The sequence below is a fragment of the Wenzhouxiangella sp. XN79A genome (genome assembly GCF_012272825.1).
Classification (GTDB): domain Bacteria; phylum Pseudomonadota; class Gammaproteobacteria; order Xanthomonadales; family Wenzhouxiangellaceae.
This window is the reverse complement of the sequence record NZ_JAAWWS010000153.1, coordinates 49,242-61,827: the sequence shown is the minus strand read 5'-3', so window position 1 is coordinate 61,827 and position 12,586 is coordinate 49,242. Positions and strand designations below refer to the sequence as shown.

Below are 12,586 nucleotides of genomic sequence, written 5' to 3'. Positions count from 1 at the left end.
GGCCATGTCGTCGCTGGTTGGCCACGACCATCGACCGAAGCGGCCTGTGTTCGAACCGAGCCAGCAGCAACGATCCGGCTTCGCTTCGGGTTCCAATGCCTCTGTACCCCGGCAAGCCCTTCCTTCTCCGCGGCACTGCGCGATTCTTCGCGCCACAGCCGTCACCGGAGGGCAAACCCCGACAGGTGCGCGCGCTTGAAAAAACCCCTTTCGGGTACGTTTGTGGCCATCGACAGAAGCGCCTCGCCGGAAAGCGGGCAAAACCCGCGTGGCGAAACGCTTGCAGCACCGGGAAGCACCCAGTCCGAATTCGGGAAAGGCGCCGGCGGAAGGCCTCGTTCCTAGATCGCTCGCGACGGGTCCGTCGCTGCAGCAGCGGCGTGCGCCCCCCGAGCCGCAGGTCAATGAAAAACAGTTGGTGCCGAGGAGAGGACTCGAACCTCCACGGGATGCCCCACCAGAACCTAAATCTGGCGCGTCTACCAGTTCCGCCACCTCGGCACGGGCTGCATTCTAGTGTACCCCGCCACTCATTGTGTAACGTATGGTGAGCCGGAGAGCATTCATCTGCGGCGTTCTGCCGCCTGGAAAGGATGCTGCCATTCCCGGCGAGACAGGCCTTGCAGCCAAACGGCCTCCGACTCGCTATACGTTACACAATGAGTGGCGGGGTACACTGGCGCGACCTCTCATGCCAGGGGCAAGCAGGACCGCGCCCCGGCACGAGGCCGGGCGGTCGATTCCAACAGGGACTTGTCACCAGGAGATTTCCGTTCTTGCCGCACCATCCCGGGGCGGGAATGGTGCCGAGGGGGAGACTCGAACTCCCACGTCCTAACGGACACTAGCACCTGAAGCTAGCGCGTCTACCAATTCCGCCACCTCGGCAAAAAGAAGTGGCCGAGGCAAGGGGGGAACCTCGGCCACAATTCCGGCTCGGGGAAGGGGGGAACCCCAGACCGGAATGCAAAATTCTACCTTGTACTCGCTGCATGTCAAGCGAAGCGTGTCACATTTCAGCGTTTCCGGCCGCGCGATCGGGCCGTTCGCCGGCGCTGCGTGGCGGCCCTTCGTGCACGGGCCGAATTGTCGGTCGATGCTATACTTCAACGCTTTGTTTCGCGGTGCGCGCAGCGGGTCGATTCCGGTTCGTCGAGGCGCTTGTCCGCGGTTCCAGACCGACGCTCGAGGATTGCACTGACCATGGATTTCAACCTGACCGAAGAACAGCAGATGATCCAGGCCGCGGCGCGTGATTTCGCCCGCGAGCGCATCGCCCCCGTGGCCGCCGAATTCGACGAATCCGGCACGTTTCCCATCGACAACATCCGCGCGATGGGCGAACTGGGGCTGATGGGCATCGAAGTGCCCGAGGCCTACGGTGGTGCCGGGCTGGACACGATCGGGTATGCCCTGGCGCTGATGGAGATCTGCGAGGCCGATGCCGCCCACGGGACCATCATGAGCGTCAACAACTCGCTGTTCTGCAACGGCATTCTGAAGCACGGCACCGAGGACCAGAAGCAGAAGTACGTGCGGGCCGTGGCCAGCGGTGAGGCCATCGGCGCCTACGCGCTGACCGAGCCGCAGTCGGGTTCGGACGCCTCCAACATGAAGTCGCGCGCGGTCCGGTCCGACGATGGCAGCCACTACGTGATCAACGCGCGCAAGTCGTGGATCACTTCCGGCCCGTACGCCGACTACCTGGTGCTGTTCGCGATGACCGATCCGGAGGCCGGCGCCAAGGGCGTGTCGGCGTTCATCATCGACACCCGGGTCGACGGTTTCTCGCGCGGCAAGACCGAGCCGAAGCTGGGCATTCGGGCCTCGGCGACCTGCGAGGTCGAGCTCGACGACTACAAGTGCCCGGCCGACTGCCTGCTCGGTGAAGAGGGGCAGGGCTTCAAGATCGCGATGGGCGTGCTCGACGCTGGTCGCATCGGGATTGCCGCCCAGGCCGTCGGCATTGCCCAGGCCGCCTACGATGCCAGCCTGGCCTGGTCCCGCGACCGCAAGGCCTTCGGCCGCGAGATCGGCAGCTTCCAGATGATCCAGGCCAAGATCGCCGACATGAAGTGCCGGCTCGAGGCGGCCCGGCTGCTGACGCTGCGCGCGGCCTGGGCCAAGATGCAGGCCCAGCGTACCGGCGCCCGGTTCACGGTCGACGGCTCGATGGCCAAGCTGGTCGCCTCCGAAGCCTGCATGTACATTACGCACCAGGCCGTCCAGATTCACGGCGGTATGGGCTACAGCAAGGAAATGCCGGTCGAGCGCTACTTCCGCGATGCGAAGATCACCGAGATCTACGAAGGCACGAGCGAAATCCAGCGGATGGTGATCGGACGCACGGAAACCGGCCTGCGCTGACGCGGGCCGAGGACCATCACGGGAGCCAGAGACACACGTCGGGGTAGACGAGATGTCGGAGTCAGGGCAGAAAAAAATCAAAAAAACCAATGATCTGGAAAAGATTCTTGAAGCAGTGAAGAACATCCCCGACAAGGTCGATCCGACCTTTGCCGGGGCTTTCTTCCGCAACCTTCCTGCAACCGATCCGGAGGAGCTGACGCCAGAGGCGCTGGCCCGGATCGCGGCCGGCTTCCAGGCGTTCAGCCGCGAGCGGCGCCCGGGGGAGCTCAAGTTCCGGATCTTCAATCCCGGCGAGAACGAGCAGGGCTGGACGTCCAGCCACACTGTCGTCGAGCTGGTCAATGACGACATGCCGTTTCTGGTCGATTCGGTGGTGATCGCGTTGACCGCGCTGGATCTGTCGGTGCACCTGATCATCCACCCGGTCATCCGGCTCAAGCGTGATCCGGGCGGCCACGTGCTCGAGGTGGTGACCGACGGAGACGAGGGCCGGCCGGAGTCGCTGATGCATCTGCAGATCGATCGCCAGACCTCGCCGGACATGCTGGCGCGGATCGAGCGACGAATCCGCTCGACGCTGGCCGACGTCCGTCGTTCGGTCGAGGACTGGCGGGCGATGACCGCAAAAGCGACCGAGATTGCCGACGAGCTGGCCGAAAGCCGGTCCGGGCTGGACGCCGACGAGGTCGAGGAGGCGCGCGAGTTCTTCCGCTGGCTGGCCGACGACCACTTCACCTTCCTCGGCTATCGCGAGTATGCGATCCGCTCGACCGACGCCGGTCGCGTGCTCGAGGCCGTGCCCGGCAGCGGCCTGGGGCTGATGCGCGACGAGCACCGTGCATCGCCGACCCGGCCGGTCCGTGCGCTCGAGGACGGCCAGTCGTCGATCCACCCGATCATCATCACCAAGACCAACGGCCGATCGACCGTCCACCGCGACGGCTACATGGACTACATCTCGATCCTGCGCTTCGATGACGAGGGGCGTGTGACGGGTGAGAAGCGGATCATCGGCCTGTTCACTTCCGGCGCCTACATCCGCCGCTGCCAGGACACGCCGCTGGTCCGGCGCAAGGTCGAGAAGGTGCTGGCCGCCTCCGGACTGCGGCCGGGCAGCCACGCCGGCAAGGCGCTGCTGCACATTCTCGAGACGCTGCCGCGTGACGAGTTGTTCCAGGCCGCCAGTAGCGACCTGCTCGAACTCGGTACCGGCATTCTCGACCTGCAGGAGCGGGTCCAGACCCGTCTGTTCGTGCGCCGGGAGCGCTTCGGGCGCTTCTATTCCTGCATGGTGTTCATTCCGCGCGATCGATTCAACACCGAGAACCGACAGAAGGTCCAGGCCATCCTGAAAAGGGCGCTGAAGGGCGAGCGGCTGGATTTCTCGGTCCAGGTCGGCGAGTCCAAGCTGGCCCGGATGCACGTCATCGTCCGGCCGCGGGCCGATCGCGTCGCGGCCTTCGATCCGTCCGAAATCGAGGATCGGATCAAGCAGGCCATCCGCAGCTGGGACGACGAGCTCGGGGAAATCCTGATCCGCCAGTGCGGGGAGGAGAAGGGGCTCGAGCTGTTGCGGCGGTTCGGGCGCGCCTTCCCGCTGAGCTACCAGGGCGACGTTGCGCCGCACGTTGCCAGTTTCGACGTGCTGGCGGCCTCGCGGCTGAAGAGCGTCGAGGACCTGCAGATGAGCCTGTATCGGCCGCGCCGTCGGACCCAGGGCATCCTGCGCTTCAAGATCTTCAAGTACGACGAGCCGATTCCGCTGTCCGACGTGCTGCCGATGCTCGAGAACCTCGGCATGCGGATCGTCTCCGAGCGCCCGTATGCGATGGAGCTGGCCGACGGCAACACGATCTGGATCCAGGACTTCGACATGCAGCCGCCGGGCTCCGGTCCGTTCAACCTGGAGCTGATCCGCGAGCACTTCCAGGAGGCCTTCGAGCAGACCTGGCGCGGCCACAACGAGGACGACGGATTCAACCGCCTGGTGCTGCTGGCCAAGCTGAGCTGGCAGCAGGCCAGCGTATTGCGGGCCTGCGCGAAGTACCTGCTGCAGACCGGAACACCGTTCTCGCAGAGTTACATGGAGCAGACCCTGGCGGCCTGGCCGCTGGTCGCGCGGCTGCTGGTCGAGTACTTCGAAGCGCGCTTCGATCCGGCCCGCCTCGACGAGCCGGTCAAGCGGCGTGCGGCCAGCCGCAAGGCGCTGGAAAGCCAGTGCCGCGAACTGGCCGAGGGTATCGACGACCCGGTGCTCGAGGATTACCTCGACGAGGTGTTCGTGGCCCGCGAGACGCCGGACCCGGACGATGACGCGCAGACCGTTCGACGCGCGATCCTGCGGGTGATGGACTCGGTCTCCAGCGCTGACCAGGACCGCATCCTGCGCAGCTTCGCCGATGTGATCCGGGCGATGCTCCGGACCAACGCGTTCCAGCGCGACGTCCGCGGCCAGCCGCGTGCCTACATGAGCTTCAAGTTCGACTCCGCCCAGCTGCCGGAGCTGCCGAAGCCGCGTCCGTTCCGCGAGGTCTGGGTCTACTCGCCACGGGTCGAGGGCGTGCACCTGCGCGGCGGGCTGGTCGCGCGTGGGGGACTGCGCTGGTCGGACCGGCGCGAAGACTTCCGCACCGAGGTGCTGGGCCTGATGAAGGCGCAGACGGTCAAGAACACCATGATCGTGCCGGTCGGCGCCAAGGGCGGCTTCTTCCCCAAGCGCTTGCCGGAGACCGAGGACCGCGACGCGATCATGGCGGAGGTGGTCTACTGCTACCGCTCGTTCATCAACGGGCTGCTCGACCTCACCGACAACCTCGACGGCGATCGGGTCGTTCCGCCGGCCGATGTCGTGCGTCACGACGGTGACGATCCCTACCTGGTCGTGGCTGCCGACAAGGGCACGGCCACCTTCTCCGACATCGCCAACGCGATCTCGGCCGAACACGAATTCTGGCTCGGCGACGCGTTCGCCTCCGGCGGCTCGAACGGCTACGACCACAAGGGCATGGGCATCACCGCCAAGGGCGCCTGGGAGTCGGTCAAGCGTCATTTCCGTGAGCTGGGGCTGGATACCCAGAGCGAGGGCTTCGACGTCGTCGGCATCGGCGACATGTCCGGCGACGTGTTCGGCAACGGCATGCTGCTCTCGAAACACATCCGCTTGAAGGCCGCCTTCAATCACATGCACATCTTCCTCGACCCGGATCCGGACCCGGAGGTCTCGTTCGAGGAGCGCCGGCGGATGTTCGCGCTGCCGCGCTCGAGCTGGAGCGATTACGACCGCGAGAAGATCTCGGCCGGCGGCGGCGTGTTCTCGCGCCTGTCCAAGACCATCCCGCTGTCGCCGCAGGTGCGCGAGTGGCTCGGTGTCGAGGTCGGGGAACTGGCGCCGCAGGCCCTGATCCGACTGCTGCTGACTGCCGAGTACGACCTGTTGTGGAACGGCGGCATCGGGACCTACGTGAAGGCCGCCAGCGAGTCGCATTCCGACGTCGGCGACCTGGCCAACAACCCGGTCCGGGTCGATGGACGCGATCTGCGTTGCCGGGTGGTCGGCGAGGGCGGCAACCTGGGGCTCACCCAGCGCGGCCGGATCGAGTTCGCCTTGAACGGCGGCCGGATCAATACCGACTTCATCGACAACTCCGCCGGCGTGGACTGCTCGGACCACGAGGTCAACATCAAGATCCTGCTGAACCAGGCCGTCGGCGCCGGTCGTCTGGACGTCGAACAGCGCAACCGGCTGCTGCGAGAGATGACCGACGAGGTCGAGGAGCTGGTGCTGCGCTCCAACTACCTTCAGACCCAGGCAATCAGCATGATGGAGTCGATGACTTCCAAGCGCCTCGGCGCGGAGGCGCACTTCATCACCATGCTCGAACACCAGGGCGTGATCGACCGCGACCTCGAGGACCTGCCGGACGAAGAAGAACTGCGCGAGCGCGTGGCCCGCGGCCTGGGGCTGACCCGGCCGGAACTGGCCGTGCTGTTCTCGTTCAGCAAGATCACCCTCTATCAGGACCTGGTCGCCTCGGAGGTGCCCGAAGACCCCTACCTGTCGCGCGAGCTCGAGGACTACTTCCCGAAACCGCTGCGCGAATCCTACGCCGAGCTGATGCAGCAGCACCGGCTGAAGCGCGAGATCATCGCCACGCGTGTGACCAACAACCTGGTCAACCGCATGGGCGCCTACTTCGCGACCCGGATCAAGGAAGACACCGGTGCCAGCTCCGCGATCGTGGCCAAGGCCTTCACCGTCGCGCGGGAGATCTTCGAGGCCCGGCCGATCTGGCACGCGCTGGAGAAGCTCGACAACGAGGTCGACGCCGAAGTCCAGAACCGGGTCTATCTCGAGCTGTGGAACCTGTTGCGCCAGACCACCCGCCGATTGATCATGCTGCCCGGCGGCTACGACCTGGACATCTCCAGCAAGGTCCATCGCTTCGCGCCGGGCATGGCGGATTTCCGCAATGCGCTGGAACGCATGCTGACCGAAGAAGAGCTCGACGCCATGCGTACGCGCACCGCCGAGTACGAGACCGAGGGGTTCGAGCCGGAATTCGCGCGCCGCTGCGCCTCGCTGGGCTGGATGTATTCCTCGCTGGACGTCGTCGACGAGGCGCGCAATCTCGACCTGGACGTCGAGCGCGTGGGCCGGATCTACTTCTGCCTGTTCGACGAGTTGTGCCTGCGCTGGCTGCGCGACAGCGTCGAGGACCTGTCGGTCGAGAAGCAATGGCACGCCCACGCCCGCGGCAACCTGCGCGACGAGTTGTTCAGCCACCACCGAACGCTGGCCCGACGCATCCTCACCGAGCACCGCGACGCCGACGACCCGATTTCCGCGTGGTTCGAGCAACACCATGAAGCGGTTGCTCGCACCCGCGTGATGCTGGAAGAAATGCAGGCCACCGCGGTGCAGGACTACCCGACCCTGCAGGTCGCCATCCACGGCCTCGGCCAGCTGCTCAACGCGACGGACTGATCGAATGCCCTCCGACCGGCCCCTTCGCATCGCGTTCCTGAACAGCGAGCGACCGGCCGCGCGCGATGCGGCCCAGCGCCTGGTCGATCGCTACGGCACCTGCCCGCGCGAGGAAGCCGACGTGCTGGTCGTGCTCGGCGGCGACGGCTTCATGCTGCACACGCTGCACGAGAACAGCGACCGCAAGGTGCCGGTGTTCGGCCTGCACTTCGGCGAGGTCGGCTTCCTGATGAACCGATTCAGCGAAGACGACCTGGTCGAGCGCATCCGCAAGGCCGCGTCGTTCACGCTGAAGCCGCTGCGGATGCGCGTGACCACGCTCGACGGCGCGGTCCACACGGGGCTGGCGATCAACGAGGTCGCGCTGCTGCGCCAGTCCAGCCAGGCCGCGCACCTGGTCATCCACGTCAACGGCCGCCAGCGTGTCGCGCGCCTGATCGCCGACGGCGCGCTGGTCGCCACCGCCGCCGGCTCCACCGCCTACAACCTCTCGGCCCACGGTCCTATCCTGCCGCTGGGCACGGACGCCGTCGTCCTGACCCCGATCAGCCCGTTCCGTCCCCGGCGCTGGCGCGGCGCCGTTCTGCCGTCGGCGGCGACGATCGAGTTCGAGGTCCTGAACCCGGAACGCCGCCCGGTCAGCGCAACGGCCGATTACGACGAGGTCCGCGACGTCGTGAAGGTGGAGGTCGAACAGGCCGACGACGCCGAGCACGTGCTGTTGTTCGACCCGGAGCATTCGCTGGACGAACGGATCCTGGCCGAGCAGTTTTTGTAGGCCGCGCCCTTGGGGTGCTGCGCTACTGCGGCGACGCGCTCGTCGCTGTCTCCGCCAGCGCATTCTTGTTGGGTCAGCCTTTTCGTTTTGCTGCCTTTTGTAAGTCGATGCTCAAGTGGGCTGCTGCCAGAAATTCGATGCCGGCTATGGCTGGATGGCCAAAAATAGCCTGATCATCACTTTCCTGTCTGTGTTGTAGGAAATTTCCTACAGAAGAAAAATCCGATTTCCTACCCATTCGCGTTCTTGGAGATCTTGACCGCGGTTATTTTTTTGGACTAGCCTTTTGGTTGCGCATAACCAATAGCGCGGTTGGCGAACTTGCAATGGAGGAACCTGTAATGAGAGTGGTTTTGTTTGCTTTATGTGTTGTCAGTTTTATCGGGTGGACCAATGGCGATTCCTTGGCTCAAGAATCGACCTGGACGGATTCAAGTGAGTTGGTGCAGGGGCTGTTCGATTCTGCCTATGATCGATCTCACGCAGAGAGGGTCGTAGTTGTTGATCGGAGTTTTTTTTCCGAAACAGAAAGCGTGGATGTGGCCGTCATTCTTGGTTTGGAATCGACCCGATTTTGTGATTCTTTGAATGTGCAGTTGCTCTCCGACCTGATTCATCAGGGCAGAGTTTCCGGACGCTTGGAGGGCTGCCGGGTCAAGTGGATTTCTATGGTTGCGTCGGAGTCTGAGCTGGAGCTAGGCTCCAGTGCTGTGATGGATGATGCCAAAGTCATTGCAGACCCTCTCTTGGGAATGTTGTTCATTGATTACGGGTCGGCAGGAAAATCTCCGTATTTTCTTCTGGACGAAAGATCTCGGCGAGTGAACGCTATGGATTTGATCGCAGATGCGTCAATCGGAGCTGGTGTCAACTTCGCGGAAGCAGACCTGCAGCAGGTGGTTTTTGCCCATCACCGTCAAGAGTGGCTGGAAGATGAGCGTCCGCCTCTGAAGGGCATCCGCAATCTGATTCAAGGTTCGTTAAACGCTCTTTTTGGAAAAAGGCCCTCGTCTTCTTCTGATGTGAAGGTGGGCCAGTCAGGCGAAAACTGCGACAAGGAGTCGGGCTCGGAAAAGCTGTTTGGTTTTTGTAATAGCTGTCGAAATGGTGGGCCAGGCACTGAGTCATGCGCTTGTACGAATTCAGCTGGTGCTTCTTGTGTCGCGTCGTGTTTTTCGCATATGTACGCTTGTTGCGAGTGCGGCCCGATTATGCAACCTCGTTGTACTTGTTGCACCAGTGGTGGTGGAGGTGGTGGCGTCGGCAGCCCGAGCCTTCCACCCCTTCCAGGAGGCCCCGGAGATGACGATGATGATGACGAAGATGGTTATTAGCTGCGGGCGCTACTGAGCGCTGACTGTTATTCGACTGGGGCAACTCTATGCCCCAGTCTTGCAAGATTCAACTATCGTTGGGTTCGATACGACAGTGATTCTGGGTTCCGCCATAATGCTGGATTTTTCAGAGCGCCAGAGATGCGGAACAAAGTTCTTGCTGCCTGCCGGATACTCCGACAGTCATCCTTGGGCCTGGAAGGCGAGAAGGTTCCAGAAACGTATTCTGCAATCAGATGAAAGCCCGTCAGCGCTTATTTTGGAGTCGTCTTGCGATCAGTGGCGAATCGGAACGGGTTTGACAGCAGTGCGAGCAATCTCTGGTGCCGATCGTCCATGTACTCGTCAAGCCCGATCGGCATGTCGGTCTCCGGCTGCTTCGGTTCGCTGCGGTAGCTGCGGAAGACGCGGTCCCAGATCGACAGGTGGAAGCCGTAGTTGCTGTCGGTTTCCGGCTGCCATGTCGAGTGATGGATGCGGTGCATGCTCGGGGTGACCAACAGCCAGCGGGCGGCGCGGTCGATGGGTTTCGGCAGGGCGATGTCGGTGTGGGTCCACAGCGATCCGAGGCTGAGCATCAGCTCGAAGGTCAGCACGGCCAGCGGGTCGGGGCCGAGCAGGCGGATCACGACCAGCTTCAGGCCCATCGACAGGGCGATTTCCAGCGGGTGGAAGCGCACGGCGGTGGTCACGTCGAAGCCACGGTCGGCGTGGTGGACGCGGTGCATGCGCCAGAGCAGCGGAATGCGGTGCATCAGCCGGTGCTGCCAGTAGATCACCAGGTCCAGCACGAGCACGGCCAGTACGAAGCCGAGGAGCGGATGCAGGTCCAGCCGGCCGAGCAGGCCGGCGTCCCGGCCGGCGACGTCGACGGCCCAGGCCACGGCCAGCACCGGGAAGCCGAAGCGCAGCACCAGCGTATCGATGACGCCCATGGCCAGGTTGACGCCCTGGCGCCGGGACAAGCGCCCGTCTCCGCGCAGCGCGAAGCGCCACTGCAGCACCAGCAGCAGGCCACCGACCGCCAGGAAGGCGATCAGCCGGATCGGTCCATCGTTGGCAAGCACATCGGTCATCCGTCGATGATGCCCTGCAGGCGGTCACGAAATCGTTGCTGTGCGGCGGTCGGCGCGTCCAGCGCGGTCAGTTCCCGACAGACGGCAGCCAGGTCGGTCGATTCGTCCAGATCGGTCCGGGTCGGCAGCTTCAGCCAGGCCTCGGCCGATCCGCCGATGGTTGCGCGGAACTGCGCGGCAGTGTCCGGTCGGCTGTAGGGCAGGCCGGGCCAGCCGCTGGTCGGGTTATGGGCCGAGCTGCCGTACAGCCAGAAGCCGCCGTCGGCTGCGGGACCCATGACGTGGCGATCGGGAACGGTGAGCCAGTCGGCGGCGCGACCCAGCAGGGCCGGATCGAGCTGGGGCAGGTCGCCACCGATCAACAGCACGGCCGGCGCGCGGGCGCGCAGCGCGATGAACACGCCGGCCATGCGCGTGCCCAGGTCGCCGGCCGGCTGCGCCTGGCACGGTGCGTCTGCCCACGGTGCACGATCGGCGGCCCCGGATTCGGCCACGGCCCAGGCGCGCGGGAGTCGGGACCGGTCGACCGATTCGCGCACGCAGTCCACGGCATCGAGATACAGCGACTCGGCCCGTTCGCGGCCGAGATCGCGGGCCAGGCGGGTCTTGATCGACGATCGGCCGGGCGTCTTGACGAAGATCGCGACCACGGGCCGGGTCCACGAAGTCACGACGCGAGTCTTCGCCGGCTGTCTCGCCACAGCGTCCAGGTCAGGCCGACGTAGCGCACGGTGGTCGGCCACCAGCCGGCGTCGGCATAGCGTCTGGGCGAGGTCGCCAGGGGCGGGCGACGGCGCGCAAGGCGGACGCCGGCGGCACGGGCGCGGACGACGAAGTCCAGGTCTTCGCCGGGGCGCACGCCGGGATCGAAGCCGCCGAGGCGCTCGAAGGTGTCGCGATCCAGCCGGAAGCCCTGGTCGCCGAACGGCAGGCCCAGCCAGCGCGAGCGCAGGTTTGCGCCGAGGGCATTGAGGCGAACGGCCGGTGGGCGCGCCGGTTCGAAGCAAAGCGGAAACCAGGCCAACCGGTCCGGGCCGACGGGCTCGCCAGCCGCGCGCAGGACCGCCGGCGACGGTCGGCTGTCGGCGTGGAGCAGCCAGAGCTGGTCGTGGCTCGCTGCGGCCACGCCGGCGTTGAGCTGCGCCGCGCGATTCGCGGGCGCCTCGATCCAGCGGAGTCCTGGGGCCTCCGGAAGGTCGACAGGCGCAGGTTCGCAGCCGGCCAGGAGGCGTTCGTGCTCGAACGGCGCGTCATCGAGCGCCGCCAGCAGTCCGCGCCAGGCCGTCTCGCCCGGACCGCACGGAATGACGACGCTGATCGGTGGCCCGATGCGGGCGGTCTCGTTGGGCGGAATCGTGCGTTGGATGGTCGGGCTCCGTTCGCCGGGCGTGAGCGCGAGGATAGCCGAATCGATTCCGCCACCGGGTGCACCAGGGCAGGCGCTATGCTGGTGGCATGAAAGGAAAGAAACGCTGGATTCCCGTCGGGGTGCTCGTGATCGTCGGCGCGTTCGTGCTGCTGGTGCCGCGAGGCGGCGATCAGCCGCCGCTGGTCGCCGAAGCCTCGGTCGACCTCGATCGCTACCTCGGCACCTGGTACGTGATCGCCAACATCCCGTATTTCGCCGAACGCGGCAAGGTGGCTTCGCGGGCCGTGTATCGCCCGCGCGACGATGGCCGGATGGACGATCTGTATTTCTACCGCGACGACTTCGGCGCCGCCGAAGAGTCGATGGAGGGCGTGGCCTGGGTGGTGGACAAGCAGAGCAACGCACGCTGGAAGGTGCGCTTCTTCTGGCCGCTGACCTTCGATTACGTGATTCTCGATGTCGATGACGACTACCGCCACGTCGCCGTCGGTCATCCGAGCCGGAACTACGGCTGGGTGATGGCGCGCGAGCCGCGGATCGGCGAGGCCGAGTACCAGCGGCTGATGACGGTGTTCGAGACCAACGGCTACGACACGACCGAATTCCTCAAGGTGCCGCAGTTTCCCGGGCAGGTCGGCCAGCCGGGCTTCCAGTCGCCCGACGACTGACGGCCGA

8 protein-coding genes and 2 tRNA genes are annotated in these 12,586 nt (G+C 65.0%); 5 read left to right on the top strand and 5 right to left on the bottom strand.

Annotated elements, in window-relative coordinates; translation table 11 throughout:
- Positions 1–416: 416 nt before the first annotated feature.
- Positions 417–501: transfer RNA gene (locus HFP89_RS10120), tRNA-Leu, on the bottom strand.
- Positions 502–801: 300 nt separating this feature from the next.
- Positions 802–888 (bottom strand) — tRNA-Leu (locus tag HFP89_RS10115).
- A gap of 315 nt (positions 889–1,203) precedes the next feature.
- Between HFP89_RS10115 and HFP89_RS10110 the strand changes: the two genes are divergently transcribed.
- From HFP89_RS10110 to HFP89_RS10095, 4 genes are all read left to right on the top strand, one after another.
- Complete coding sequence (locus tag HFP89_RS10110; protein WP_168717541.1) at positions 1,204–2,367, top strand: acyl-CoA dehydrogenase family protein; 1,164 nt, start codon at positions 1,204–1,206, stop codon at positions 2,365–2,367.
- A gap of 115 nt (positions 2,368–2,482) precedes the next feature.
- Complete coding sequence (locus HFP89_RS10105; protein WP_168717540.1) at positions 2,483–7,354, top strand: NAD-glutamate dehydrogenase; 4,872 nt, start codon at positions 2,483–2,485, stop codon at positions 7,352–7,354.
- A gap of 4 nt (positions 7,355–7,358) precedes the next feature.
- Positions 7,359–8,132, top strand: coding sequence for an NAD kinase (locus HFP89_RS10100; RefSeq protein ID WP_168717539.1), 774 nt, complete (start codon positions 7,359–7,361; stop codon positions 8,130–8,132).
- A 341-nt stretch (positions 8,133–8,473) separates the two neighbouring features.
- Complete coding sequence (locus HFP89_RS10095) at positions 8,474–9,466, top strand: hypothetical protein (protein WP_168717538.1); 993 nt, start codon at positions 8,474–8,476, stop codon at positions 9,464–9,466.
- A gap of 254 nt (positions 9,467–9,720) precedes the next feature.
- On the opposite strand, the gene HFP89_RS10090 is transcribed toward HFP89_RS10095, so the two are convergent.
- Genes HFP89_RS10090 through HFP89_RS16325 form a run of 3 tightly spaced genes read right to left on the bottom strand, consistent with a single transcriptional unit; the run spans position 9,721 to position 11,668 of the window.
- The gene (locus tag HFP89_RS10090) at positions 9,721–10,542 is read right to left on the bottom strand and encodes a sterol desaturase family protein (protein ID WP_168717537.1); all 822 of its coding nucleotides are present in this window, start codon (positions 10,540–10,542) and stop codon (positions 9,721–9,723) included.
- A complete protein-coding gene (locus tag HFP89_RS16170; protein WP_168717536.1) occupies positions 10,539–11,213 on the bottom strand; it encodes a DUF2064 domain-containing protein in 675 nt (224 codons plus the stop codon). Before HFP89_RS16170 ends, HFP89_RS10090 begins: the two co-directional genes overlap by 4 nt.
- Complete coding sequence (locus tag HFP89_RS16325; protein ID WP_168717535.1) at positions 11,210–11,668, bottom strand: hypothetical protein; 459 nt, start codon at positions 11,666–11,668, stop codon at positions 11,210–11,212. Before HFP89_RS16325 ends, HFP89_RS16170 begins: the two co-directional genes overlap by 4 nt.
- A gap of 329 nt (positions 11,669–11,997) precedes the next feature.
- On the opposite strand from HFP89_RS16325, the gene HFP89_RS10075 reads away from it, so the two are divergent.
- Complete coding sequence (locus tag HFP89_RS10075) at positions 11,998–12,579, top strand: lipocalin family protein (protein ID WP_168717534.1); 582 nt, start codon at positions 11,998–12,000, stop codon at positions 12,577–12,579.
- The last annotated feature ends 7 nt before the right edge of the window (positions 12,580–12,586 follow it).

Bases quoted from the DNA above. Each gene is read 5' to 3' on its own strand.
- HFP89_RS10110 (WP_168717541.1), top strand. From the start codon at position 1,204: ATGGATTTCAACCTGACCGAAGAACAGCAGATGATCCAGGCCGCGGCG.
- HFP89_RS10100 (WP_168717539.1), top strand. From the start codon at position 7,359: ATGCCCTCCGACCGGCCCCTTCGCATCGCGTTCCTGAACAGCGAGCGA.
- HFP89_RS10095 (WP_168717538.1), top strand. From the start codon at position 8,474: ATGAGAGTGGTTTTGTTTGCTTTATGTGTTGTCAGTTTTATCGGGTGG.
- HFP89_RS10090 (WP_168717537.1), bottom strand. From the start codon at position 10,542: ATGACCGATGTGCTTGCCAACGATGGACCGATCCGGCTGATCGCCTTC.
- HFP89_RS10075 (WP_168717534.1), top strand. From the start codon at position 11,998: ATGAAAGGAAAGAAACGCTGGATTCCCGTCGGGGTGCTCGTGATCGTC.